The 23,739-nt window shown below is 73.8% G+C and carries 23 protein-coding genes; 13 read left to right on the forward strand and 10 right to left on the reverse strand.

Going from position 1 to position 23,739, the window contains the following annotated elements:
• Nucleotides 1-93: 93 nt before the first annotated feature.
• Nucleotides 94-1,896, forward strand: coding sequence for an ABC transporter ATP-binding protein (locus IEZ05_RS18795; protein WP_189231296.1), 1,803 nt, complete (start codon nucleotides 94-96; stop codon nucleotides 1,894-1,896).
• Between the two features lie 229 nt (nucleotides 1,897-2,125).
• Nucleotides 2,126-2,884, forward strand: a complete 759-nt coding sequence (mltG, locus tag IEZ05_RS18800) for an endolytic transglycosylase MltG (protein WP_229869761.1) — start codon at nucleotides 2,126-2,128, stop codon at nucleotides 2,882-2,884.
• 12 nt (nucleotides 2,885-2,896) lie between these two features.
• Here mltG and IEZ05_RS18805 read toward each other — a convergent pair whose 3' ends face one another.
• Entirely contained in the window at nucleotides 2,897-3,976 is a 1,080-nt protein-coding gene (locus IEZ05_RS18805; protein WP_189231297.1) for an NAD(P)-binding domain-containing protein, read from the reverse strand.
• Nucleotides 3,977-4,075: 99 nt separating this feature from the next.
• Here IEZ05_RS18805 and IEZ05_RS18810 point away from each other — a divergent pair, with 99 nt between their 5' ends.
• On the forward strand, nucleotides 4,076-4,498 hold the full coding sequence (locus IEZ05_RS18810; protein WP_189231298.1) for a secondary thiamine-phosphate synthase enzyme YjbQ: 423 nt from the start codon (nucleotides 4,076-4,078) through the stop codon (nucleotides 4,496-4,498).
• Between the two features lie 66 nt (nucleotides 4,499-4,564).
• Here the strand turns inward: IEZ05_RS18810 and IEZ05_RS18815 are convergent, their stop codons facing one another.
• The gene (locus IEZ05_RS18815) at nucleotides 4,565-5,089 is read right to left on the reverse strand and encodes a MarR family winged helix-turn-helix transcriptional regulator (protein ID WP_189231299.1); all 525 of its coding nucleotides are present in this window, start codon (nucleotides 5,087-5,089) and stop codon (nucleotides 4,565-4,567) included.
• A 78-nt stretch (nucleotides 5,090-5,167) separates the two neighbouring features.
• Here IEZ05_RS18815 and IEZ05_RS18820 point away from each other — a divergent pair, with 78 nt between their 5' ends.
• Entirely contained in the window at nucleotides 5,168-6,376 is a 1,209-nt protein-coding gene (locus IEZ05_RS18820; RefSeq protein WP_189231300.1) for an MFS transporter, read from the forward strand.
• A 90-nt stretch (nucleotides 6,377-6,466) separates the two neighbouring features.
• On the opposite strand, the gene IEZ05_RS18825 is transcribed toward IEZ05_RS18820, so the two are convergent.
• Genes IEZ05_RS18825 through IEZ05_RS18835 form a run of 3 tightly spaced genes read right to left on the reverse strand, consistent with a single transcriptional unit; the run spans nucleotide 6,467 to nucleotide 9,475 of the window.
• Nucleotides 6,467-7,954, reverse strand: coding sequence for a tripartite tricarboxylate transporter permease (locus IEZ05_RS18825; protein WP_189231301.1), 1,488 nt, complete (start codon nucleotides 7,952-7,954; stop codon nucleotides 6,467-6,469).
• Between the two features lies 1 nt (nucleotide 7,955).
• Nucleotides 7,956-8,492 carry a tripartite tricarboxylate transporter TctB family protein gene (locus tag IEZ05_RS18830; protein WP_189231302.1) on the reverse strand — a complete coding sequence of 179 codons (537 nt, stop codon included), beginning with the start codon at nucleotides 8,490-8,492 and terminating at the stop codon, nucleotides 7,956-7,958.
• A complete protein-coding gene (locus tag IEZ05_RS18835; RefSeq protein ID WP_189231448.1) occupies nucleotides 8,489-9,475 on the reverse strand; it encodes a Bug family tripartite tricarboxylate transporter substrate binding protein in 987 nt (328 codons plus the stop codon). The genes IEZ05_RS18830 and IEZ05_RS18835 overlap by 4 nt, the downstream gene beginning before the upstream one ends.
• Nucleotides 9,476-9,817: 342 nt before the next feature.
• On the opposite strand from IEZ05_RS18835, the gene IEZ05_RS18840 reads away from it, so the two are divergent.
• Nucleotides 9,818-11,479, forward strand: coding sequence for a sensor histidine kinase (locus IEZ05_RS18840; protein ID WP_189231303.1), 1,662 nt, complete (start codon nucleotides 9,818-9,820; stop codon nucleotides 11,477-11,479).
• The gene (locus IEZ05_RS18845) at nucleotides 11,476-12,255 is read left to right on the forward strand and encodes a response regulator (RefSeq protein ID WP_189231304.1); all 780 of its coding nucleotides are present in this window, start codon (nucleotides 11,476-11,478) and stop codon (nucleotides 12,253-12,255) included. The genes IEZ05_RS18840 and IEZ05_RS18845 overlap by 4 nt, the downstream gene beginning before the upstream one ends.
• Here the strand turns inward: IEZ05_RS18845 and IEZ05_RS18850 are convergent.
• Nucleotides 12,218-12,808, reverse strand: a complete 591-nt coding sequence (locus IEZ05_RS18850) for a TetR/AcrR family transcriptional regulator (protein WP_189231305.1) — start codon at nucleotides 12,806-12,808, stop codon at nucleotides 12,218-12,220. The two genes, IEZ05_RS18845 and IEZ05_RS18850, sit on opposite strands and share 38 nt — an antisense overlap.
• A 209-nt stretch (nucleotides 12,809-13,017) precedes the next feature.
• Here IEZ05_RS18850 and IEZ05_RS18855 point away from each other — a divergent pair, with 209 nt between their 5' ends.
• From IEZ05_RS18855 to IEZ05_RS18870, 4 genes are read left to right on the forward strand one after another with little or no spacing between them, the layout of a single operon-like run.
• On the forward strand, nucleotides 13,018-13,596 hold the full coding sequence (locus IEZ05_RS18855; RefSeq protein ID WP_189231306.1) for a 2Fe-2S iron-sulfur cluster-binding protein: 579 nt from the start codon (nucleotides 13,018-13,020) through the stop codon (nucleotides 13,594-13,596).
• Nucleotides 13,593-14,582 carry an FAD binding domain-containing protein gene (locus tag IEZ05_RS18860; protein WP_189231307.1) on the forward strand — a complete coding sequence of 330 codons (990 nt, stop codon included), beginning with the start codon at nucleotides 13,593-13,595 and terminating at the stop codon, nucleotides 14,580-14,582. The genes IEZ05_RS18855 and IEZ05_RS18860 overlap by 4 nt, the downstream gene beginning before the upstream one ends.
• The gene (locus IEZ05_RS18865; RefSeq protein ID WP_189231308.1) at nucleotides 14,579-16,726 is read left to right on the forward strand and encodes a xanthine dehydrogenase family protein molybdopterin-binding subunit; all 2,148 of its coding nucleotides are present in this window, start codon (nucleotides 14,579-14,581) and stop codon (nucleotides 16,724-16,726) included. Before IEZ05_RS18860 ends, IEZ05_RS18865 begins: the two co-directional genes overlap by 4 nt.
• Nucleotides 16,719-17,849, forward strand: a complete 1,131-nt coding sequence (locus tag IEZ05_RS18870) for an XdhC family protein (protein ID WP_189231309.1) — start codon at nucleotides 16,719-16,721, stop codon at nucleotides 17,847-17,849. Before IEZ05_RS18865 ends, IEZ05_RS18870 begins: the two co-directional genes overlap by 8 nt.
• A gap of 270 nt (nucleotides 17,850-18,119) precedes the next feature.
• On the opposite strand, the gene IEZ05_RS18875 is transcribed toward IEZ05_RS18870, so the two are convergent.
• The 3 genes from IEZ05_RS18875 to IEZ05_RS18885 are packed head-to-tail and all read right to left on the reverse strand — an operon-like array spanning nucleotide 18,120 to nucleotide 20,777.
• On the reverse strand, nucleotides 18,120-18,926 hold the full coding sequence (locus IEZ05_RS18875) for a polysaccharide deacetylase family protein (protein WP_189231310.1): 807 nt from the start codon (nucleotides 18,924-18,926) through the stop codon (nucleotides 18,120-18,122).
• A gap of 56 nt (nucleotides 18,927-18,982) precedes the next feature.
• Nucleotides 18,983-19,909, reverse strand: coding sequence for a DMT family transporter (locus IEZ05_RS18880; protein ID WP_189231311.1), 927 nt, complete (start codon nucleotides 19,907-19,909; stop codon nucleotides 18,983-18,985).
• Between the two features lie 16 nt (nucleotides 19,910-19,925).
• On the reverse strand, nucleotides 19,926-20,777 hold the full coding sequence (locus IEZ05_RS18885) for an SDR family NAD(P)-dependent oxidoreductase (protein WP_189231312.1): 852 nt from the start codon (nucleotides 20,775-20,777) through the stop codon (nucleotides 19,926-19,928).
• Nucleotides 20,778-21,032: 255 nt separating this feature from the next.
• Between IEZ05_RS18885 and IEZ05_RS18890 the strand changes: the two genes are divergently transcribed.
• The 3 genes from IEZ05_RS18890 to IEZ05_RS18900 all read left to right on the forward strand — a co-directional run bounded on the left by IEZ05_RS18890 (nucleotide 21,033) and on the right by IEZ05_RS18900 (nucleotide 23,265).
• Nucleotides 21,033-22,109, forward strand: coding sequence for an MGDG synthase family glycosyltransferase (locus tag IEZ05_RS18890; RefSeq protein WP_189231449.1), 1,077 nt, complete (start codon nucleotides 21,033-21,035; stop codon nucleotides 22,107-22,109).
• 106 nt (nucleotides 22,110-22,215) lie between these two features.
• Complete coding sequence (locus IEZ05_RS18895; protein ID WP_189231313.1) at nucleotides 22,216-22,602, forward strand: DUF2267 domain-containing protein; 387 nt, start codon at nucleotides 22,216-22,218, stop codon at nucleotides 22,600-22,602.
• Between the two features lie 171 nt (nucleotides 22,603-22,773).
• Nucleotides 22,774-23,265 carry a DUF1360 domain-containing protein gene (locus IEZ05_RS18900; protein WP_189231314.1) on the forward strand — a complete coding sequence of 164 codons (492 nt, stop codon included), beginning with the start codon at nucleotides 22,774-22,776 and terminating at the stop codon, nucleotides 23,263-23,265.
• A gap of 25 nt (nucleotides 23,266-23,290) precedes the next feature.
• Here IEZ05_RS18900 and IEZ05_RS18905 read toward each other — a convergent pair whose 3' ends face one another.
• Nucleotides 23,291-23,689 carry a DUF5997 family protein gene (locus tag IEZ05_RS18905; protein WP_189231315.1) on the reverse strand — a complete coding sequence of 133 codons (399 nt, stop codon included), beginning with the start codon at nucleotides 23,687-23,689 and terminating at the stop codon, nucleotides 23,291-23,293.
• Nucleotides 23,690-23,739: the final 50 nt, after the last annotated feature.

The raw sequence follows: 23,739 nt of genomic DNA on the forward strand, positions 1-23,739 counted from the left end.
AGTATAGGTAACAATGAGCTATGGACCGTCGTCCGTCAGGCCTCCGACCCGCGCGGTCTCTCCGGCCTTCCCTCGCGCCTCCCGTAGGAGCCCATGCATCCCGACCGTGAAACCACCTGGACGCCACCCGCCGACGCCGAGGAACAGCCCCGGCAGGTGCGCCGCATCCTGAAGCTGTTCCGTCCCTACCGGGGCCGTCTCGCGATCGTCGGACTGCTCGTCGGCGCCGCGTCGCTGGTCTCGGTCGCCACGCCCTTCCTGCTCAGGGAGATCCTCGACGTCGCGATCCCCGAAGGGCGCACCGGCCTGCTGAGCCTGCTCGCCCTCGGCATGATCCTCGGCGCCGTCCTCACCAGCGTCTTCGGCGTGCTGCAGACGCTGATCTCCACGACGGTCGGCCAGCGCGTCATGCACGACCTGCGCACCGCCGTGTACGGCCGGCTCCAGCGCATGTCCCTCGCCTTCTTCACCCGCACCCGCACCGGCGAGGTCCAGTCCCGCATCGCCAACGACATCGGCGGCATGCAGGCCACCGTCACCTCCACGGCGACCTCCCTGGTCTCCAACCTCACCAGCGTGGTCGCCACGATCGTGGCGATGGTCGTCCTGGACTGGCGCCTGACCGTCGTATCGCTGCTGCTCCTGCCGGTCTTCGTGTGGATCAGCCGCCGGGTCGGCAGGGAGCGCAGGAAGATCACCACCAGACGCCAGAAGCAGATGGCGGCGATGGCCGCCACCGTCACCGAGTCGCTCTCCGTCAGCGGCATCCTGCTGGGCCGCACCATGGGCCGCTCCGACTCGCTCACCCGCGCCTTCTCCGACGAGTCCGAGCGCCTGGTCGACCTGGAGGTGCGGTCGAACATGGCGGGCCGCTGGCGCATGGCGGTCATCACGATCGTCATGGCCGCCATGCCGGCCGTCATCTACTGGACCGCCGGCATCGCCCTCCAGCTCGGCGGTCCGGACGTCTCCCTCGGCACCATCGTCGCCTTCGTCTCGCTCCAGCAGGGACTGTTCCGCCCGGCGGTGAGCCTGCTGTCGACGGGCGTCCAGATCCAGACCTCCCTCGCCCTCTTCCAGCGCATCTTCGAGTACCTCGACCTGCCGATCGACATCACCGAACGGGACGAGCCCGTCCGCCTCGAACGGGTCAAGGGCGAGGTCCGCTTCGAGAACGTCGAGTTCCGCTACGACGGCAAGGGCGGCCCGGTCCTCGACGGCATCGACGTCACCGTCCCCGCGGGCGGCAGCCTCGCCGTCGTCGGCCCGACGGGTGCGGGCAAGTCCACGCTGGGCTACCTGGTGCCGCGGCTGTACGACGTGACGGGCGGCCGGGTCACCCTCGACGGGGTCGACGTACGGGACCTGGACTTCGACACCCTCGCCCGCTCGGTCGGCGTCGTCTCGCAGGAGACGTACCTCTTCCACGCCTCGGTCGCCGAGAACCTGCGCTTCGCCAAGCCGGACGCCACCGACGAGGAGCTGGAGGCGGCGGCGCGGGCGGCCCAGATCCACGACCACATCGCCGCCCTGCCCGACGGCTACGACACGGTCGTCGGCGAACGCGGCCACCGCTTCTCCGGCGGGGAGAAGCAGCGCCTGGCCATCGCCCGCACCATCCTGCGCGACCCGCCCGTCCTCGTCCTCGACGAGGCGACCAGCGCCCTGGACACCCGCACCGAGGCGGCCGTGCAGGACGCCATCGACGCCCTGTCGGCCAACCGCACCACCATCACCATCGCGCACCGCCTGTCCACCGTCCGGGGTGCCGACCGGATCGTGGTCCTCGACGCGGGCCGCCTGGCCGAGCAGGGCACGCACGAGGAGCTGCTGGCGCTGGACGGGCGGTACGCGGCCCTGGTGCGGCGGGACGCCCGACTGGAGCCGACAGGATGACGATATGCCGGAATTGAGGTGATAAGGAGGTTACCGTGCCCGCATGCACATGAACACTCCGCGACGGAGCACGAGGAGTCCGAGGAGCCCGAGAACCCCGAGATTCCTGAGAACGCCGAGCACACCGAGACACCCGAGGTCCCCGAGGCCCCCCCGGGGAACGGTCCGGCTGACGCGCCGGGGCCGCATCGCCCTGATCGCGGCCGGAGCCCTCGTGGCCGGAGCCGCCGTGGCGGTGCCGCTGCTGATGACGGACGACGAGGGTGAGTCCCGGCCCACGTCCCTGGTGATCCCGGAGGGCTGGCGCGCGACCCAGGTCTACGAGGCCGTCGACAAGACCCTCGACCTGCCCGTCGGCACCACCAAGAAGTCCCTGGCCAGAGCAGACCTGAAGCTGCCGAACGACGCCGAGGGCAACCCGGAGGGCTACCTCTTCCCGGCGACCTATCCGCTCGGTGAGCAGCCGACCCCGGAGAAGCTGCTGGCGGCCATGGTCGACACGGCGAAGAAGAGGTTCCACGGCGCCCCGATCGCCGCGGGCGCGCAGCGCAACGCGCTGAACGTCTACCAGGCGGTCACCATCGCGAGCATCGTCCAGGCGGAGGCCGCGACCAAGGACGACATGGGCAAGGTCGCCCGGGTGATCTTCAACCGCCTGGAGCGGGGCATGCCGCTGCAGATGGACTCCACCATCAACTACGCCCTGGGCCGCTCCACGCTCGCGACGAGCACGGGCGACACCCGGATCAACAGCCCCTACAACTCGTACCAGCGGATGGGCCTGCCGCCCACGCCCATCGACAACCCGGGCGAGGAGGCGATGCGCGCGGCGATCGACCCGACGCCTGGGGACTGGCTGTACTTCGTCACGGTCAAGCCGGGCGACACCCGTTTCACCGCCGACTACGCCGAGCACCGGCACAACGTCGACGAGTTCAACGCCAACCGGCGGAGCGCCTCGCCTCCGGCCGGTGCCGGTGCCCGGTGAGCCGGCGGGGCGTCACGCGGCGACCGGTTCCTCCTCGGCCAGCAGCCGCCTGATGTCGCGTACGGCCGCGCGTCCCGCCCGGTTGGCGCCGATGGTGCTGGCCGACGGCCCGTAACCGACGAGGTGGACCCGCGGATCGGCGACCGCGCGCGTCCCCTCGACCCGGATGCCGCCGCCCGCCTCGCGCAGCCGCAGCGGCCTCAGGTGCTCGATGGCGGCCCGGAACCCCGTGGCCCACAGGATGACGTCGGCGGCCACCTGCCGGCCGTCGCTCCACTCGGCCCCGTCGGGCGTGATCCGCTCGAACATGGGCTGCCGGTCCAGCACGCCGGACTCCAGTCCCGCCCGGATCGCGTCGTTGAGCGGCAGCCCGGTCACCGAGACCACGCTCTTCGGCGGCAGCCCCTGCCGCACCCGCTCCTCCACGAGCGCCACCGCCGCCCGGCCCGCGTCCTCGTCGAAGGGCCCCTCACGGAAGACGGGGGGCCGCCTGGTGACCCACGTGGTGGCCGCGGCGTACGGGGCGATCTCCAGCAGGTGCTGCGTGCCCGACGCGCCCCCGCCCACCACGATCACGCGCTGCCCGGCGAACTCCTCGGGCCCCGCGTACTGAGCGGTGTGCACCTGGCGGCCACGGAAGGTCTCCTGGCCCGGGTAACGCGGCCAGAAGGGGCGGTCCCAGGTGCCGGTCGCGTTGATCAGCGCCCGCGTCGACCAGGTGCCGTCCGAGGTCTCCACGAGCAGCCTCCCGCCGTTCCCCTCGCGCACCGCGCGGACGTCGACGGGGCGCCTCACCCGCAGGTCGAAGGCGCGCTCGTACGCCGCGAAGTACTCGGCGACGACCGCCGAGGACGGCCGCGCCGGATCGGCGCCGGTGAGCTCCATGCCGGGCAGGGCGTGCATGCCGTGCACCTTGCCGTACGTCAGCGACGGCCAGCGGAACTGCCAGGCGCCGCCCGGCCCGGGGGAGTGGTCGAGCACCACGAAGTCGCGCTCGGGCTCGAACCCGGTGCGCCGCAGGTGATAGGCCCCGGCCAGCCCCGCCTGACCGGCTCCGACGACGACGACCTCGACCTCGCGTGTGTTGTTCACGTTTCTACCAACGGTGTGTCCGCTCCCGATCTTCCCGGTGGCCGTGTCCACGGCCCGACGCTCCCGCCCGGCACGTGCCGCGTGCGTCAGGATGGGGGCATGCCAGATGCCTTCACCACCCGAGTCATCAACCTCGCCACCGGCTCCGCGGAGCGGGTCGCCGACATCACCGGAGACTGCGAGTCCTTCCTCCGCGAGGTGGCGGCGGGCCGCGACGGCCTCCTCAGCGTCTTCGTCCCGCACGCCACCGCGGGGATCGCGATCATCGAGACGGGCGCGGGCAGCGACGACGACCTGCTGGCCGCCCTGCACACCCTGCTCCCGGCCGACGACCGCTGGCAGCACCGCCACGGCAGCCCCGGCCACGGCCGCGACCACGTCCTGCCCGCCTTCGTCCCCCCGCACGCCACCCTGCCGGTGATCGACGGCCGCCTGGAACTCGGCACCTGGCAGTCGGTGTGCCTGGTGGACACGAACCGGGACAACCCCGAACGCCGGGTGCGTCTCAGCTTCCTGGGGTAGCCGGGAGCCGCGGGGCGGCTGGACCCGCGGAAGGGTTCGCGCGGGAGCCGGGGGTGTCTGGGGCGGTCAGCCGGTGCCCTCGATGTGCAGGGTCAGCTGCTTGAGCAGTGCGGCGAGGCGGGTGCGGTCGCGGGCCGTGAGGGCGCCGAACAACTCGTCCTCGGCCTTGCCGCGGAGCGACATCGCCCGTTTCCAGACCTCCAGGCCGGCCTCGGTCACCTCGATGTCGACGCGACGCCGGTCGTCCGTGGCCGGTGCCCGGCGGACCCAGCCGGACCGCTCCAGCGCGTCGAGCCGACCGGTCGTCCCGGCGGCGCTCACGCCGAGATCGGCGGCGAGTGCGGAGGGGGTCGTCCGGCCCGGGGTGTCCCGGATCATCAGGTGATGCAGAGTCTCGTACTCGTGGATCTGCAGCCCGGCCCCCTCGACGGCGTGGCGCGTGCTCTGCTTGAGGTGGCGTCTGATCCGGTCCAGCCGGACCGTGATCGCCTCCACTTCGTCGTCGAACTCGATGCCGATCCAATGGTCACGCCAGCGGTCGACATGGCGGTCCGCCCAGTCGTGCGGCTGGTCGGGGTGGGGTTCCTCCATACGCCCGATCCTAGCCCTGTGTTTCGGCACCTGATAATTAGTTGACGAACATTTCGGTGCCGAAATACCTTCTCCGCCGTGAAGCGACGAAGTCATCGAGTCCTGCGCCACCACGGCTTCCGGTACCTGGTGGCCGGAACCGCGGTCAACGCGCTCGGCAACGCCATCACACCGGTGGCCCTGGCGTTCGCCGTTCTCGATCTGGGGGGATCGGTCGTCCAGCTCGGCCTGGTGGAGGCCGCGTTCGCCGCGTGCCAGGTCGTCACCACGCTCGCCGGCGGCGTGCTGGGCGACCGGGTCTCGCGGCGGCTGATGATGACGGGGGCGTCGGTCGTCAGCGCCCTGGTCATGGGAGGGCTGGCCGGCGCGCTGCTTCTGGACGTCGCCACCATCCCGCTGATCGCGGTCCTGGGCGGGCTCGGCGGCGTGGTCTCGGCGCTGGGCCGCCCCTCCGCCATGGCGATGACCCGGCTGGTCGTCCCGCAGGACGAACTGGGCGACGCGGTCGCGCTGCGCACCCTGCTCCAGACCGGTGCCTCGACGGTCGGCTACGCCGTGGCGGGAGCCATGGTCGCCGCCGTGGGCTCGGGGTGGGCGATCGTGGCCGACGCCTGCACCTTCGCCTTCGCCGCGGTGGCCTTCGCCCGTCTCCGCGTCCCGCACGTGCGCACGCCCCGGGCGGCGTCGGCCGTCGCGGACCTCAAGGACGGCTTGCGGGAGGTGATGCGGCACAGCTGGCTCTGGCTGCTGATCCTCCAGGCCCTCCTTTACCACCTCTTCTACGGCGGAGCGCAGGCGGTGCTCGGTCCTGTCGTCGTGGGTCAGGGGATCGGCAGGTCGGCCTGGGGACTCGCCCTGGCCGTCCTGATGGCCGGCTTCGTGACCGGCGGCCTGCTCTGCCTCCGGATCCGGCCGCGACGGCCGCTGGCGGCCGGTGTGGTCCTGCTCGCGTTCACCGGCTTCTTCCCGCTCGCCATGGCGCTCTCCGACACGCTGTGGCCCGTCCTGCTCGGCGCCTTCCTGCACGGCCTCGGCCTGCAGATGTTCGACGTCTACTGGGAGCAGTCCATCCAGAGCCATGTGCCGGAGGACAAACTCGCCCGGGTCTACGCCTTCGACACGGTCGGCTCCTTCGTGGCCCGTCCCGTCGGCCTCGCCCTCACCGGTCCGGTCGCCACCGCCGTCGGCTTCGAGACGTGGCTGCTCGTCGTCGCCGCGGTGATCTCCGGTGTGTCGCTCATCGCGTTGGCCGCCCGAGGGGTGCGCGACCTGGAGCGGGTGAGCTGAGACCCGGTACGACGGGTCCCGGACGCGGCCGTAACGCACCGCCCCCGGGGCCTCGTCGGGACTCCGGGGGCGGTGCGGCCGGGCCGTGCCTCACGCGCGGGCGCGCCGCACCACCCCCGTCAGCAACGGCCACGCCAGCAGCAGCACGATCACCCCGTACACCGTCACCGCGAACGGCGTGTTCACCAGGCCCGTGACGCTGCCGTCGCTGATCTGCAGGGCGCGGCGCAGTTGCTGCTCGGCGTTGGGGCCGAGGATGACGCCGATCACGGCCGGCAGGATCGGCAGGCCGTAGCGCCGCATGCCGAAGCCGACCAGGCCGATGATCAGCAGGATCACCAGGTCGACGACCTCACCGCCGACGGCGTACGCGCCGACCGCCGCGAAGAACATGATCCCCGCGTACAGGTAGGGCCGCGGGATGCGCAGCAGCTTGGCCCACACCGGCGCCAGCGGCAGGTTGAGGGCGAGCAGCAGCACCATGCCGACGAAGAGGGAGGCGATCAGACCCCACACCAGCTCGGGCTCGCGCTCGAAGAGGAGCGGGCCGGGCTGGATGCCGTACTGCTGGAAGGCGGCCAGCATGACGGCGGCGACCGCCGTGGTCGGCAGGCCCAGGGTCAGCATGGACACCAGCGTGCCCGCCGCCGAGGCCGACGCCGCCGACTCCGGGCCGGCCACGCCCTCGATGGCGCCCTTGCCCCACTCGTCCTTGTGCTTGGACAGCCGCTTCTCGGTCACGTAGGAGAGGAAGGTGGGGATCTCCGCGCCGCCCGCCGGGATCGCGCCGAACGGGAAGCCGATGAACGGGCCGCGCAGCCACGACTTCCACGTCCGGCGAACGTCCCCGCGACCGAGCCAGGGCCGGCCCACCGGGATCGGCTCGGCCGCTCCGCGACGCAGATGCGCCGCCACCCACAGCGCCTCGCCGATCGCGAAGAGACCGACGGCGACGATCACCACGTCGATGCCGTCGGCGAGTTGCAGCGAGCCGAAGGTCAGCCGCTGCTGGCCCGTCATCTGGTCCAGGCCCACCAGCCCGATCGTCAGGCCGATCAGCAGCGAGGCCAGGCCTCTGATGCGCGAGGAGCCCAGCACCGAGGTCACCGCGATGAACGCCAGCACCATGATGGCGAAGTAGTCGGGCGCGCCGATGTCCACCGCCAGCTCGGCCACCGTCGGCGCCAGCACCACCAGCAGGATCGTGCCGATCATGCCGCCCGCGAAGTGGCCGATGGCGGCGGCCGCCAGCGCCTGGGCGCCGCGTCCCGCCTTGGCCATGGGGTTGCCCTCCATGGCCGCGACCACCGCGGCGCTCTCGCCGGGGGTGTTGAGGAGGATGGAGGTGGTCGAACCGCCGAACATGGCGCCGTAGTAGATGCCCGCGAACATGATGAACGCGGCCACCGGGTCCAGCCCGTACGTCACGGGCAGCAGCAGGGCCACCGCCATCGCGGGGCCGATCCCGGGCAGCACGCCGATGGCCGTGCCGAGCAGGACGCCGAGGGCGGCCCACAGGAGATTGAGCGGGGTGAGGGCCGTACCGAAGCCGTCCAGGAGGGAGTCGAGGGCGTTCATGTCACAGCACTCCCATCAGCGGACCACCGGGCAGCGGCACTCCGAGCAGCTTGTCGAAGACGACGTACGTGATCAGGGACAGCACCGCGGCGATCAGCGGATCGCGGTCGACGCGCCGGCTGCCGAGGGCGAAGGCGGCACCCCAGAACAACAGCGCGCCCGCGACGGGGAAGCCGGCCGGCTCGATCAGCACGGCCGCGCCCAGGAAGATCCCGGCCAGCAGCAGCACCGTGCGCCAGTCGGCCGGTTCGGACAGGTCGATGTCCTCGCCGCCCTCGGCCTCGCCCCGGCCGCCGCGCAGGACGTCCACGGCGAGCAGCGCGGCGATCACCAGCAGGCCCGCGCCGACGACGACGGGGACCGTCTTCGGGCCGACCGGACCCCGCTGGGTGATGTCGACGTCCATGGTCAGCGCGTCGGTCAGCACCAGCACGCCGAGTGCCAGCAGCAGTACGCACACGCCCAGTTCGGAGTGGTCGCGCAGCCACGAACGCCGCGCGGCGGCCGGTTCGGTGGGCGTCTCGGTCCGCGTCGTCACAGTCCCAGCTCCTTCAGCACCGACACCACGCGCTTGTCCTGGGCGTCCAGGAACGCGCCGAACTCCTCACCGCTCAGGAAGGCGTCGTCCCAGCCGTTCTGCTCCAGGGACTTCTTCCATTCGGGGGAGTCGTGCAGCTCCTCGACCAGGCGGGTCAGCTTGCTCCGCTCCGCGTCGGTCAGGCCGGGCGGGGCCACGATGCCGCGCCAGTTGGTGAAGTCCACCTCGTAGCCGGACTCCTTCAGCGTCGGGGCGTCCTCGAGTTCGTCCACGCGCTCGGGGCCCGTCACCGCGAGCACCCTCAGCTCGCCCGCCTTGATCTGGTCCAGGTACTCGCCGACGCCGGAGACCCCGAAACCGACCTTGTTGCCGAGGATCGAGGCGAGCAGCTCGCCACCCCCGTCGAAGGGGATGTAGTTCACCGACTTGGGGGAGATCCCGGCGGCCTGCGCCATCAGCATCGGCGCGAGGTGGTCGGGCCCGCCCGGGGACGAGCCACCACCGACGGGGATCTTGCCCGGGTCCTTCTTCCAGGCGGTGATCAGCTCGTCGATCGTCCGGTACGGGGAGTCCTTGCCGACCACGACGACGTCCTGCTCCTCGGTGAGCCGCGCGATCGGCGTGGTGTCGGCGAGCGTCTTGGGCGCGTGGTTGGAACGGGCGGCGCCCACGACGCCGAGGCCCATGGACATGGCGAGCTTGCCGTTGCCGTGCTCGCTCACCAGCCGGCTCAGACCCACGGTGCCGCCCGCGCCGGGCAGGTTGAACACCTCGATGTTGTGCGTGAGTCCGGCGTCCTCGGCGTTCTTCGCGGCCGTGCGGGCGGTGATGTCGTAGCCGCCGCCCGGCGTGTTGGGGACCATGAGGCGCAGGCCGGGAATCTGCGTGCCGGTCTCGGACTCGCTGCCCGTCGAGAGCAGCGGGGGACCGGCGAGGACGAGCACGGCGGCCCCGAGCAGAGCAAGGGGGGTGCGCAGGCGCACGAATGCCACCACCTGTCGGTTGGGTAGGTCGGTACGGGGAGCCCTGTGGGGGAGGGTGATGTGGGCCACATGGTGCCCGCGGCCCGGCGGTGTGTCTTCCTTCCGGAACCAAGGGAGGTTGTGGTCTTTGCGGTCGTGCGCGCCCCGTCAGGTTTCGCGGCACGCTCCCGAATCTCGCCGGGCGCCGGTGAGGTCCCGCGTCACCGGCGCATCGCCGGTTCATTGCGAAGACAGCACATCCCTTTCCTTCGCCGCAGGTGGGCGCCATGATGGCGACCCGGCACCCCGCCCCGACACCCCCACTCCGACACCCCCGCCCCGTCAGCCGAGATCGAGTACGCCGTGGCCCCCACCTTCCGCCGTCACACCCTCGCGGGCGAGATGCTGGTCCTCCAGCTCGCCATCGTCGTGGTCGTGCTGCTCGCGGTGGCCGCCGTCTCGCTCGCCCAGTCGAAGGCCACGTTCAACCGGGTCGAGGGCCGCCGCGTCGCCGCCCTGGCCGAACAGCTCGCCGCCACCCCACTCGTCCGCAGCCGGCTGCTGCGCCCCGTACCGCAGGAGGCCCTCGCCCCGCTGGTGAACTCCACGCGGACCCAGTCCGGGGTCACGTCGGTCACGGTGGCCGACGCCGACGGCCGCATCGTCAGCTCCACCGACCCGACCGTGGTCGGCGCCCGGCTCCCGCTCGCCGACGACGCCGTCGAGGGCCGCGGCTGGTCCGGGGCGCTGACGCTGGGCGGCAGCCGGGAACTCGTCGCACAGGTCCCGGTGCTCGGGGACACCCCGGAGACCCTCGGCCGGCACCTCGGCACGGTGATGGTCGGCGAGGCCGACCCCACGGTGTGGCAGCGGCTCGGCGGCGCCTCCTCCTACCTCCTCGCCTACCTCGGCATCGCCAGCGGCCTCGGTGTGGCCGGTTCCTGGCTGCTCGCCCGGCGCGTCAAACGGCAGACCCTCGGCCTGGAACCCCGCGAGATCGCCGGGCTCGCCGAACACCGGGAGGCGATGCTCTACGGCATCGCCGAGGGCGTGGTCGCCCTCGATCCGCAGCACCGGCTCACGCTCGTCAACGAGATGGGCCGGCGCCTGCTCGACCTGCCCGAGGACTGCGTGGGCCACAGCCTGGACGGCCTGGGCATCGACGGGCGCCTCCTGGACGTCCTGACCGGTGCCACGCCGGACGCGGTCGAACGGCACGACACGGACGGGCGTCGGGACGAGGTCGTCGTCCGCCACGGCCGGGTCCTGGTGATGAACCGCATGACCGTCACCAAGGACGGCCGCCCGCTCGGCTCGGTCACCACCCTGCGCGACCGCACCGAACTGGCCCGCCTGGAACGGGAGATCGGTGCCTTCCGCAGCACCTCCGAGCTGCTGCGCGCCCAGGCCCACGAGTTCGCCAACCAGCTGCACACCATCTCCGGGCTGATCCAGATCGGCGAGCAGGACGAGGTGGTGCGCTACATCCGGGCGCTCAACCGGCGCCGCCAGTCCCTCGACATCACCCTCAGCCGCCGGGTCCGCGACACCGCCGTCGCCGCACTGCTGACGGCGAAGTCCTCCCTGGCGGCCGAGCGCAAGGTCGCCCTGCGCGTCTCCGAGCGCACCGCCCTCGGCCGGCTCGCCCCCGAGGACGCCGCCGATGTGGCGACCGTGGTCGGCAACCTCGTCGACAACGCGGTGGACGCCGCCGCGACGCACAGCGACGAAGCCGCCTGGGTCGAGGTGGAGCTGAGGCAGGACGCCACCGGCGTGGAGATCGTGGTCCGCGACTCGGGGCCCGGCGTGGCGCCCGCACTGGCCCGCGAGGTCTTCTCCCACGGCTTCACCACCAAGGCCGCCCGGCAGGGCGAACGCGGCATCGGCCTGGCGCTGACCCGGCTGGTCTGCGAACGTCACGGCGGCGAGATCTCGGTGACCAACACCTGTGAAGGGGCCGTGTTCACGGCACGCATGACGGTCAGCCACCTCACCGACGCGGTGGCGGAAGGAGCAGCACCATGAAGGGGACGAGCGGCACCGGCGGCGCGAGGGCCACGACCGGCGCGAGGGCCGCCACCGACGCGATCGGCGTGCTCGTCGTCGACGACGACTTCATGGTGGCCCGGGTCCACCGCGCCTACGTCGAACGCGTCGAGCCCTTCCAGGTTGTCGGAGTCGCCGGTACCGGCGAACAGGCCCTCGCCGCCGCCGGCGAACTCCGCCCCGATCTGGTCCTGCTCGATCTGTACCTGCCCGACCTCTTCGGCCTGGACGTCATCCCCCGGCTGCGCGCCGCCGGCCACGACTGCGACGTCATGGTCATCAGCGCCGCCCGGGAGGCGGACGCCGTGCGCGGCGCCGTACGCCACGGAGTCGTCGACTACCTGCTCAAGCCGTTCGACTTCGAGGACCTGCGGGTCCGGCTGGAGCGTTACGCCGTGCAGCGCGGCCGGCTGCTCGGCACTGTCGTGCGCAGCCAGGCCGACGTCGACCGCGTACTGGCCGGGGCGGCGGCGCCGGTCGCCGCGGTCCCGGCGCTGCCCAAGGGGATGAGCGTGGAGACGGCCGAGCTGGTCGAACGGACCCTCCGCGACGCCGAGGGCACGCTGTCCGCCAGCGAGTGCGCGGCGCTGACCGGCGTCTCCCGGGTGAGCGCCCGCCGCTATTTGGAGTACTTCCACACCGTGGGCACCGCGGAGGTCTCCCTGCGCTACGGCGTGGCGGGCCGTCCCGAACGCCGCTACCGCTTCCGGGGCGCGGTCACCGGCCTGGCGCTCCCGCCCGCAGGCCGTCCATGACGAAGTCCAGGAACCGGGTGGCCCGCGGCTGCCAGTCCTCGCCGGGGGCGATCAGCCACAGACCGCCGATGACGAGGAAGAAGTCGTCCGCGGTGATCCCTGGCCGGATGGTGCCGGCCTCCTCGTTGGCGCGCAGGAGGAGCCCGGCCGCGTCCATGACCGGGGTGGGGTGCGGTTTCTCCGGGCTGCCGGGCGCGCTGGTGACCAGCCGGATCGCGTCCGCGAGGCCGGCCTTCGTCATGGCGAACCCGGCGAGGCGGTCCATCCACTCGCGCAGGGCCCGATCGGGCGCGCGGGTGGCCAGCAGCTGGGGCGCGGCATCGGCCACCTGCTGCATCTCGTAGCGGTAGACCTCCAGGACGAGGGCCTCGCGGCTCGGGAAGTTGCGGTAGAAGGTGCCCTGCCCGACGCCCGCCTTCTTGGCGATGACGCTCAACGGCGCGTCCGCGCAGCGCGTCAGTTCCTCCGTGGCCACGTGCAGGATCCGCTCGCGGTTGCGCTGGGCGTCCGAGCGCAGGGGGGCGTCCGGATTGTCCCTCTTCGCCTGCGACACCCGTGCTCCTTCCGGGTCCGTGGCCGAATCCCGTTCTTGCTAAGCGGACAGCTGTCCGTTACGTTTTCGGTGAGCGGACAGTTGTCCGGTTCTCCGCCCACTGTAGCGGCGGATGCCGGCCGGCGGGACCGGCCGGTGACCTCCGCCCCTCGGTGAACCCACGCCTACAGCCCGTTTTCCCTGTCACCAGACACCAAAGAAGGCTGACCATGGCCCCAGCGCCCTCGTCGACGTCCAGTGCCATCACCCTGAACATCAACGGCGAGAAGCACCAGCTGACCGTCGACCACCGCACCACCCTGCTCGACGCCCTGCGCGAGCGCCTCGACCTGACCGGTACCAAGAAGGGCTGCGACCAGGGGCAGTGCGGCGCCTGCACCGTCCTGGTCGACGGACGTCGCGCCGTCTCCTGCCTCAACCTCGCCGTCGCGGCCGAGGGGCGCGAGATCACCACCATCGAAGGCATGGCCGAGGGCGACCGGCTGCATCCGGTGCAGCAGGCCTTCCTCGACCTCGACGGCTACCAGTGCGGCTACTGCACGCCGGGCCAGATCTGCTCGGCCGTCGCCGTCATCGAGGAGCACGCCGCCGGGTGGCCGAGCGCCGTCACCGACGACGTGCGGCCCGAGGCCGGACCGCCACCTCTGACGCCCGACGAGATCCGTGAGCGGATGAGCGGCAACCTGTGCCGCTGCGGCGCCTACGTCTCGATCGTCCAGGCCGTCGCCCGCGCCGCCGAGGTCCACGGGACGACCGGGGCGGACAACGCCGAGGAGGCCGCCGTATGAGGGAGTTCGGCTACCAGCGCGCCGACAACGTCTCCGGAGCCGTGGCGCTGCTCGCCGCCGACCCGGACGCCCGTTTCCTCGGCGGCGGCACCAACCTCGTCGACCTGATGAAGACCGGCGTCGAACGGCCCGCCCTGCTCGTCGACGTCCGCGAACTCCCCCTGGACGGCATCGAACCGACCGCTGACGGCGGCCTGCGCATCGGCGCGACCGTCACCAACAGCGACCTCGCCGCGCACCCCGAAGTCCGCCGCCGCTACCCGGCGTTGACCCAGGCCGTCCTGGCCGGTGCCTCCGGGCAGCTGCGCAACATGGCCACCGTCGGCGGGAACCTGCTCCAGCGCACCCGCTGCGGCTACTTCACCGACGTCAGCAAGCCGTGCAACAAGCGCGTCCCCGGCAGCGGTTGCCCCGCGATCACCGGCGAGCACCACAACCACGCCGTGCTGGGCGCCTCCGACCACTGCGTGGCCGTGCACCCCTCCGACATGGGCGTCGCCCTCACCGCCTTCGACGCCGTCGTCACGTACGAAACGGCCGACGGACCGGGAGAGCTGCCGCTCGCCGACTTCTACCTCCCCGTCGGCGACACCCCGCACCGGGAGACCGCCCTGCCGCCCGGCGCGCTGATCACCGGCGTCACCCTGCCGCCCGCCCCCGGCGCCCGCTCCCGCTACCGCAAGGTCCGCGAACGCGCCTCGTACGCCTTCGCGATCGGGTCCGTCGCCGCCGCGCTCGACATCGAGGACGGCGTCGTCCGCGAGGCACGGCTGGCCCTCGGCGCCGTCGCCTCCCGCCCCTGGCGGGCCCGCGCGGCCGAGGCCGTGCTGACCGGAGCACCCGCCGACGGCGACACCTTCGCCGCCGCCGCGGACGCCGAACTGGCAGCGGCGAGGCCCCTGCCCGACAACGCGTACAAGGTGACCCTCATGCGCAACCTCGTGATCGCCGTGCTCACCGAACTCGCCGAGGAGGCCACCCGATGACCACCGCCACGACCGGCCGTACGCCGGTGCAGGGCGCCGTCGGCACCGCGCACACCCGCGTGGAGGGCCGCGACAAGGTCACCGGAGCGGCCCGCTACGCCGGTGAGATCCCCTTCGCCGACCTCGCCCACGGCTGGCTGGTGCTGTCCACCGTCACGCGTGGCCGCATCCGCTCCCTCGACACGGACGCCGTCCTCGCGATGCCGGGCGTGCTGGCCGTCCTGCACCACGGCAACGCCCCGCGCCTCGACACCGAGTACGTCGGCATGCTGGGCGTCCCGGACCCGACCGCCGCCGTCTTCCAGCACGACCGGGTGCCGCACGCCGGATGGCCCGTCGCCCTCGTCGTCGCCGAGACGCCCGAGCAGGCCCGGGAGGCCGCCGAGGCCCTCGCCGTGACGTACGACGAGGAGCCGCACGACACCGTCCTGCGCGCCGACCACCCCGACGCCCACCCCGTGGGCGGGCACATGCCCGCGGAGACGGAGAAGGGCGACCTGGACGCCGCCCTCGCCGCGTCCGCCGTCGTCGTGGACGCCGAGTACACCACCCCCGAAGAGCACCACAGCATGATGGAGCCGCACGCGGCGACCGCGCTCTGGGACGGCGGACGGCTCGAGGTCGTCGACTCCAACCAGGGCACCACCTGGGTGCAGAGCGAACTCGCGAAGATGTTCTCCCTGGACGAGTCCGCGGTGCGGGTGCGTTCGGAGCACATCGGCGGCGGCTTCGGCAGCAAGGGCCTGCGCGCCCACCAGGTGTCCGCCGTGATGGCCGCGACCGTCCTCCAGCGGCCGGTGCGCGTCGTCATGACCCGGCGTCAGATGTTCTCGCTGGCCGGGTACCGCAGCCCCACCGCCCAGCGCGTCAGGCTCGGCGCCGACGCCGACGGCCGGCTCCGCGCGCTGGAGCACCGCTCGCTGAACCAGACGTCCACGGTGTACGAGTTCGTCGAGCCCGGCGCCGGCGTGGCCCGGGTGATGTACGACGCCGAGGCCCACCGCACCGTCAACCACGTCGCACGCCTCGACGTGCCGTCCCCGACCTACATGCGGGCGCCGGGCGAGGCACCGGGGTCGTTCGCGATCGAGTCGGCGCTCGACGAACTCGCCGAGCGCTGCGGCGTCGACCCGATCGAGCTGCGCCTGCGCAACGAGCCCGAGGTGGGCCCGGTCTCCGGGCACCCGTTCAGCAGCCGCAACCTCGCCGCCTGCTTCCGCGAGGGCGCCCGCAGGTTCGGCTGGGCCGACCGCGACCCGCGCCCCGGCGTACGCCGTGACGGACGCTGGCTGCTGGGCACCGGCACGGCCGCCGCCTCCTTCCCCGCCGGCGCCGGGCCCTCCACGGCCCTGGTGACCGCGGAGGCCGACGGCACCTTCACGGTGCGGATCGCCGCCGCCGACATCGGCACCGGCGCCCGTACCGCCCTCACCCTGATCGCCGCCGACGCGCTGGACGTCACGCCGGACAGGGTCCGCGTCCGCATCGGGGACAGCGACTTCGGACCGGCGATGATCGCCGGCGGCTCCATGGGCACCCGCTCCTGGGCCTGGGCGATCACGGCCGCCGCCGCGGAGCTGCGCGAGCGGCTCGCCCTCGGCACCGACGTCCCGCCCGAGGGCATCACCGTGCGCTCCGACACCACCGCCGCCCTCGGTGCCCTCGCGCAGAAGGAACGGCACTCCTTCGGGGCGCAGTTCGCCGAGGTCGCCGTGGACACCACCACCGGCGAGGTGCGGGTGCGCCGCATGCTCGGCATCTTCGCCGCGGGCCGGATCGTCAACCCGCTCACCGCCCGCAACCAGCTCGTCGGCGGCATGGTCTGGGGCATCTCCATGGCCCTGCACGAGGAAGCGGTCCGGGACCGGATAACCGGCGGCCTCTACGGCCCCGACCTCGCCGGCTATCACGTCGCCACGCACGCCGACGTCCCGGACATCGAGGCGGACTGGGTGGACGACCCCGACCCCGACGACCCGGTCGGCATCAAGGGCGTCGGCGAGATCGGTATCGTGGGCGCCGCCGCGGCCGTCGCCAACGCCGTCCGGCACGCGACGGGCGTCCGCCACCGCCACCTGCCGATCCGGCCCGACCGCGTGCTGGCGGGAGCGGCGCCCGCGGACGGGGGAGCGGCGGATGCTTGACATCGCCGGTGAGCTGCACCGCTGGATCGAGGAGGGCCGGGAGTTCGCCGTCGCCACCGTCGTCTCCGTCGGCGGCAGCGCACCGCGCGGACCCGGCGCCGCCCTCGCCGTCGACAGCGAGGGCACGGCGCTCGGCTCGGTCTCCGGCGGCTGCGTGGAAGGCGCGGTGTACGACCTGTGCACCGCTGCCCTGCGCGACGGCGAGACGGTGCGCGAACGCTTCGGCTACAGCGACGAGGACGCCTTCGCGGTCGGGCTGACCTGCGGCGGGGTCATCGACGTGCTGATCACCCCGGTCGGTGCCGACTCACCCTCGCGGGCGGTGTTCCGGGCGGCGCTGTCGGCCGCCGTCCGGGACGAGCCGGCCGCCCTCGCCCGGGTCGTCCGGGGCCCGGCCGGGCTCCTCGGGCGGGCGCTGCTCGTCCGCGCCGACGGCTCCTACGAGGGCGGACTCGGCGGCCACCCCGAGCTGGACCGCACCGCGGTGACCGAGACCCGGGCGCTGCTGGACGCGGGGCGCACCGGCACCGTCGGCCTGTCGGAGGACGGTTCGCACTGCCCCGGCGGGCTCACGCTGCTCGTCGAGTCACGGGTGCCGCCGCCCCGCATGATCGTCTTCGGCGCGGTCGACTTCGCCGCGGCACTGGTGCGCGCCGGCAAGTTCCTCGGCCACCACGTGACCGTGTGCGACGCCCGGCCCGTCTTCGCGACGCGGGCCCGCTTCCCCGAGGCCGACGAGGTCGTCGTCGACTGGCCGCACCGCTATCTGCGGGGCACGCCGACCGACGGGCGCACGGTGCTGTGCGTCCTCACCCACGACGCCAAGTTCGACGTACCGCTGCTGACCGAGGCCCTGCGGATGCCGGTCGCGTACGTCGGCGCGATGGGCTCGCGGCGCACCCACGAGGACCGGGAGCGGCGCCTGCGCGAAGCCGGTCTGGGCGAGCACGAGCTGGCCCGGCTGCGGTCGCCCATCGGCCTGGACCTCGGCGCCCGCACCCCCGAGGAGACGGCCCTGTCCATCGCGGCGGAGATCGTCGCCGCCCGGCGCGGCGGCACCGGCCTGCCGCTGACCGGCGGGGCGGCGCCGATCCACCGGGACCTGTCCGGGGCCGCCGCCTGACGGCTCGGGGCGGGAACGCGAAGGGCTCGGGGCAGGGTCGGCACGCCGGCCGGGCGGACCAGGACTCCAGCATCGTCGCGTGCCGACGAGCGCGGAGGACACCGCGCCGTCGTGCCGGCGCGGTGCCCACGGCCACCCGATCCGGGCCCAGGGGAACCGGCGCCGCGCCGCGCTCACCGTCGGCGATCACGGCGTACTCGCGCGGCACCCACGGGGGAGAGGACGCATCGGGCTCCTGCGCGGACGGGGCCGACACCGTGCTCCATGGCGCTACGACCATCCCGGCGACGATGGCCGGAACGATGCCGCCCCCGACCCGTCGCGCCGAGCCCAGCCCACCCCGTGCGCGGCCAGCGGACCCACCGTGAGGCCCGCCGTGCGGCAGTCGGCGACGAGGTCCGGGAGGGCCCCGAGGGCAGCCCGCCAGCTGCCCGGGGCGGACGCGTGGTCGGTGTCATGCAGGAGGATCGTGCCGCCCGGGCGCAGGTCCGCCGCCACGGTGGCCCGCACGGAGGCGGGCGTGGCGTCGTGCCGCCAGTCCTTGCCCCACGCCGTCCACAGCACCGGGCGCAGTCCGGCCCGCCGGGCGGCGGCCCAGCGGCCGGAGGTGAGGATGCCGTAGGGCGGCCGGTACCAGCGCGGTGCGCGGCCGGTGACCTCGGCCACCGAGGTGACGGCCCGCAGCAGCTCGCGCGCGTCCCGCGCCGGCGACGGCAGCCAGGGCCGGTCGTGCGACCAGCCGTGGACGGCGAGTTCGTGACCTCGCCGGACCAGCTCACGGGCCGTCGCGGGATGCCGTACGACGTTCTCGCCCAGCACGAAGAACGTCGCCCGCACGCCGAGCACGTCCAGCGCCTCGAGGAAGCGGGGCGTGGACGCCGGGTCGGGGCCGTCGTCGAAGGTGAGGGCGACGTGGTCGGGACGGCCCTGTCCGGCCAGCGCGGGGAACCAGCGGCGGCGCAGATCCGGCAGCCAGGTCGCGGCCGGGCCGATGTGGGCCAGCGCGGCCGTCACCGGCACGACGACCGCCGGCGCGACGGCGTACGCCACCCGCCCGGCCCCGGTCCTGTGCCGCATCCGCCTCACTCCTGTCGCCGGACGTCACGTTCATGGTGTGCCGGAAGTACCGGCGGTCACGATTTCTGCTGCTCCTGTCGCCGCCGCCCTCCCCCCGGCCCGTCGCGCGCCGCCGGTGCGGTGTCCCAGGCGCCGTGCACCGACGGCGCCCGGGCCAGTCCCACACTGCCGAGACCGATCAGCGCCACCCCGATCAGCTCGGGCAGCACCCGCACCCCGAGGGCGATCTCCTCCGCGAACAGGCCCCAGCCGAGGCCGACGCTGGTCAGCGCGTCCCCGAGGGTGAGCGCGGGCTGCGACGCGGCGAGGGTCCCCGCCCGCAGCGCGCTCTGCAGAAGCAGGAAACTGACGACGCCGACGACTCCCGTGGCGTACAAGGGCCACTGCGTCAGCACGGCGCCCGCCCCCTGCGGGAACCGCCCGGTGACCTCCTTCAGCAGGGCCGCCGTACCGCCGAACGCCACCGCGGACGCCGACCCGAACAGGGCGGCACGGGGCGCTCCGTGCACCAGCCGGCCGGCGGCGGCGAAACCCGTCACCACGCAGAACAGCGCCAGGAGCGCCCAGGGCCAGCGGCCCGGGGTCGCGGTGTCGTGCCCGGCCGACGGGGACGCGGCACCGAGGAACAGGGCCAGCCCGGCGGCCAGCGCCACGAACGCCAGCCAGGTCCGCAGGTCGGGACGCCGGTGGAAGATCATGCTGCCGACGACCAGCGTGAACAGCAGCTCGGTCGCCATCAGCGGCTGGACGACGGCCAGGCTGCCCACCGCCAGCGCGGCCGCCTGCAGCACCGTCGTCAGGGCGAGCAGCGCCGCGCCGCCCACCCAGTACGGGTCGCGGATCAGCCGCAGCAGCGAGCGCACCACCGTGTGGACGGCACCGGCCCGGTCCTCGTCCTGTGCCGCGGCCCGGCGCTGCAGCACCGACGCCGCAGCGTTGGACAGCGCCGCGAACAGGGCGAGGACGACGGTGAGGACACTCACCGCGGCGAGCTCCCGCTCATCCGAACCGGGAGGCCATCCGTCGGTACAGTCCGGGCGCCGCGCCCCGGACCCGGCACGGCAACCGCAGCCAGCCGGGCACGTACACCTCGTCCCGGCCCCGGACCACGGCCCTGTGCACCGCGTCGGCGACCCGCTCCGGTGGCACCGGCCGCGGCCTGGACCGCCGGTAGGGCGCACCGCGGCGTTCGAAGAAGGGGGTGTCGACGACACCGGGCACCACATGGGTCACCCCGACCCCCGTGCCCCGTACCTCGTACCGCAGGGCGTCGGCGAAGGCGCCCAGCGCGGCCTTCGCGGCGGAGTACACGGCCTCGTCGCGCACCCCCACGCAGCCGGCCAGCGATCCGATGAGCACCACCCGCCCCGAGCCCGCCTCGATCATGCCCGGCAGCAGCAGCCGCACCAGCCGCAGTGTGGCCAGGACGTCGATGTCGAAGACCTCGTCGATGGCGTGCGGCGGCATGTCGCGGAACTCGCCGGCCCAGCCGATTCCGGCCCCCGCCACCAGGAGGTCCACGCGACCCACCGTGGCCAGCGCGAAGTCGGCGAGCTGCCGGTCGGCGCCGGGCAGGGTGAGGTCCGCCGCGAAGGCGGTGGCCGACGCGGACTCCGCCACCTCGCGCAGCCGCGACGGGTCGCGCCCGCTGAGCACCAGTCGCCAGTCGCCCCCGTCGGCCAGCCGCCGGGCGACGGCCGCGCCGATGCCGGAGGAGGCCCCGGTCACGAGCGCCGTGCGCGTCCGCACATCCCGCTCGCCCACGGGCGGCCGGGGCTTCGCGCAGTCCGCGCCGGGTGCGGCGATCCGCGGTCCGGGGGCGGACCGGGTGCGGGAGAACGCATCGACCATGGGGACCACCTTGGCTCGGGGCGGGCTCCGGAGACGACCCGACCGGCTGGTCGGGGGCCCCGGTGTCCGGCCGGACGGGCGGTCATGGAGTATCCCTGGCGGGAGGTCCGAAACGCTCGCTTGTGTCATGGTTTGGAACCCATTGGGCGGGCAACTTGAACCGCCGTGCATCCTCCCAGCTCATCCGCGTCCCGCCGGACCGCGCCCCCGCGTGCCCCGCAGGACACCAGACGTCTGCTGCTGATCAGCGCGAGCATGGGCGCCGGGCACGACACGGTCGCCGCCGAACTGGCCCGCCGGATCCGCGAACGCGGTGGCGAGGCCGTGGTCGTCGACGTCCTCGCCCTTCTGCCGTACGGTCTCGGCCCCGCCCTGCGGCTCTTCTACCGCGGGTCGGTACGGCACTTCCCCTGGGCGTACGCCGCCCTGTACCGCCTGTTCCTGCGCCCCGGTGGCGGGCGCCGGCCCAGTGGAACGCCGCTGGCCCGGCTCGCCGGCGCCCGGCTGCGGGAGCTGGCCGACCGCACGGGCGCGGACGTGGTGGTCCCCGTCTTCCACCTCGGTGCCCAGCTGACCGGCCATCTGCGCGCCCGCGGCCGGCTGCCCGTGCCCAGCGTCGTGCTGGTGATCGACTTCGTCGTCCACCGGCAGTGGCTCCATCCCGGCAACGACCACTGTCTGTGCCTCACGCAGGACGCGGCGCGCGAGGTGCGGCGGAGCACCGGCACGCCCGCCGGGGCCTGCGGCCCGGTGGTGGCCCCCGAGTTCTTCGCCGACCCGCCCGGAGCGGACGAGTGGCGCCGGCTGTTCGGCCGGCACGGCCCCGGGCGGCCCTCCGTCGTGGTGTCGTCCGGTGCCTGGGGGGTCGGATCGCGTCTGGGAGCCACCGTCCGGCTGCTGGCGGAACACGGCTTCCTTCCGGTCGTGCTCTGCGGAGACAACGCGCGGCTGCGCCGTGAGCTGTCCGCCGTCCCGGGCGTGGTCGTCCTCGGCTGGGTGACGGACATGCCCGGTCTGCTGCACGCCGCGCGCGCCCTGGTGGACAACGCGGCCGGCCAGACCGCCGTCCAGGCACTGGCCGCCGGACTGCCGGTCGTGGGGCACCGGCCGATCCCCGGCCACGGCGCGGACGGCGTCCGCCGGATGGCAGCGCTCGGCGTGTCGGAGGTGGCCGAGGACGACGCCGCGCTGCTCGGGGCGCTGCGGCGGCTGACCGCCCCGGGCCCGGCCCGCCGGGAGCGGATCGCCGCCGGACGCGCGCTGTTCCGGGACGACGCCGACGCCGTGACCCGGGTGACCGACGTCGCCGACGCGTTGCGCGCACGCCGGTGAGCCGGGCTGCGCCGCGGGAGGCCGTCCGATGGGCCGGCGTCCGTTTCCCCCGCCCCGGCCGGGGGCACCCGGGCCCGGGCGAGAACCGGCGGAAGGAGGCGGCGTCGTGCGGCTCGACGAATTCCTGACCCTGGTCCGTGACCGCGGGGAGTACCACAGCGCGGAAGAGGCCGAACAGGTCACCACGGCCGTGCTGTGGGTGATCGCGTCCCGGATCGCGCCGGAGGAGGCCGCGGCCCTGGCCGCGCACCTGCCGGCGCCCCTGGACGACGCGCTGCGGCCGGAACGGGGACGCCCCGAGTCCTTCGGCCGTGAGGAGTTCCTGCGGCGCGTGGCACAGCAGACCGGAGCCCGGCCGCGCACCGCGGAGTGGGACGCGGGCGCGGTGCTCTCCACCCTCGCCGAAGCGGTGCCCGGCGACCGCGCCGACGGCCTCCGGGAGGCGCTCCCGGCCGACTGCGCGGACCTCTTCGGCGGCCCAGCGACGAGCTGACGAGCGGCCCCCCGACAGGCCGACGGCGGCGCCCGCGACGGGCTCACGGCGGCGCCCGCGTCCGCGTCCGACGCGGCGCCACCCCTCACGCGTTGCAGGCGGCCGGAACAGGGCACTCGGTCCCGGTCGACGAGGCGGCCCCCGGCGGCGTCGCCCGAAAGGAAGGCATTCATGACGGACGGTGAGCAGCGCTACGGCGCCGACGACGACACCCCCCTCGCGGGATACGCGACGCTCGCGACGACCTTCGCGGCCGCTGTCGGAACGCTCGCCGCGGTGGCGTGGCGTCGTGGGGTCCGACTGCCCGACACCGTCCCGCCCTGGGACGTGGCCCTGCTGGGGACGGCGACGTTCAAGGCGTCCCGGCTGCTGACCAAGGACAAGGTCACCAGCTTCGTACGGGCGCCGTTCACCCGCCGGGAACGCGACAGCGAGGCCAACGAGGTGATGGACGCCCCGCGCGGCGGCGGATTGCGCCGCGCCGTCGGCGACCTGGTGTCCTGCCCGTTCTGCACCTCGGCCTGGGTGGCCGGCGGGCTGGTCGGGACCTACGCGGTCGCGCCCAGGACCGGCCGCATGCTGAGCGCGGGGCTGAGCGCCGTCGCGCTGTCGGACTGGCTGCAGTACGCGTGGAGCCTGACGGAGCAGAAGGCCGAGGGCTGAGCCGGGGGACCGTGCCCCCGGGCGGTCAGCCGCGTTCGGCGCGCGCGGCGCGCTCCGCGTGGAGTTCCTTCACGCGGGCGGCCTCCTTGCGGACGTCGGCCTGCACGGCCTGCTCCCGCTCCAGCCACTCGGGACGCTCCTGCTTCAGCGCGTCGATCTGCGCCGTGGTCAGCGGCTCGTCGACCCCGCCACGGCGCAGGCCCGCGATGGACACGCCCAGCTTGGCCGCCACCACCGGCCGCGGGTGCGGCCCCTCGCGCCGCAGCTCGCGCAGCCACTCCGGCGGATCGGCCTGCAGCGCGTTCAGCTCGGCGCGCGTGACGACGCCCTCCCGGAACTCGGCGGGTGTGGCCTCGAGGTACACACCCAGCTTCTTCGCCGCGGTCGCGGGCTTCATGGTCTGGGTGTTCTGGTGCGACGTCATGATGTCAAGGGTATCGAGCGTGTGAGCGGCTCCTGACCACGCCCGGTAAC

Source organism: Streptomyces flaveolus (assembly GCF_014648815.1).
Classification (GTDB): Bacteria; Actinomycetota; Actinomycetes; order Streptomycetales; family Streptomycetaceae; genus Streptomyces; species Streptomyces flaveolus.

Excerpts from the sequence above, each read along its gene's own strand:
- IEZ05_RS18815 (WP_189231299.1), bottom strand. The coding sequence starts at position 5,089 with ATGGAGGAACCCCACCCCGACCAGCCGCACGACTGGGCGGACCGCCAT.
- IEZ05_RS18900 (WP_189231314.1), top strand. The coding sequence starts at position 22,774 with ATGACGGACGGTGAGCAGCGCTACGGCGCCGACGACGACACCCCCCTC.
- IEZ05_RS18885 (WP_189231312.1), bottom strand. The coding sequence starts at position 20,777 with ATGGTCGATGCGTTCTCCCGCACCCGGTCCGCCCCCGGACCGCGGATC.
- IEZ05_RS18795 (WP_189231296.1), top strand. The coding sequence starts at position 94 with ATGCATCCCGACCGTGAAACCACCTGGACGCCACCCGCCGACGCCGAG.
- IEZ05_RS18875 (WP_189231310.1), bottom strand. The coding sequence starts at position 18,926 with ATGCGGCACAGGACCGGGGCCGGGCGGGTGGCGTACGCCGTCGCGCCG.
- IEZ05_RS18870 (WP_189231309.1), top strand. The coding sequence starts at position 16,719 with ATGCTTGACATCGCCGGTGAGCTGCACCGCTGGATCGAGGAGGGCCGG.
- IEZ05_RS18845 (WP_189231304.1), top strand. The coding sequence starts at position 11,476 with ATGAAGGGGACGAGCGGCACCGGCGGCGCGAGGGCCACGACCGGCGCG.
- IEZ05_RS18905 (WP_189231315.1), bottom strand. The coding sequence starts at position 23,689 with ATGACGTCGCACCAGAACACCCAGACCATGAAGCCCGCGACCGCGGCG.
- IEZ05_RS18890 (WP_189231449.1), top strand. The coding sequence starts at position 21,033 with ATGGGCGCCGGGCACGACACGGTCGCCGCCGAACTGGCCCGCCGGATC.
- IEZ05_RS18860 (WP_189231307.1), top strand. The coding sequence starts at position 13,593 with ATGAGGGAGTTCGGCTACCAGCGCGCCGACAACGTCTCCGGAGCCGTG.
- IEZ05_RS18865 (WP_189231308.1), top strand. The coding sequence starts at position 14,579 with ATGACCACCGCCACGACCGGCCGTACGCCGGTGCAGGGCGCCGTCGGC.
- IEZ05_RS18855 (WP_189231306.1), top strand. The coding sequence starts at position 13,018 with ATGGCCCCAGCGCCCTCGTCGACGTCCAGTGCCATCACCCTGAACATC.
- IEZ05_RS18810 (WP_189231298.1), top strand. The coding sequence starts at position 4,076 with ATGCCAGATGCCTTCACCACCCGAGTCATCAACCTCGCCACCGGCTCC.
- IEZ05_RS18825 (WP_189231301.1), bottom strand. The coding sequence starts at position 7,954 with ATGAACGCCCTCGACTCCCTCCTGGACGGCTTCGGTACGGCCCTCACC.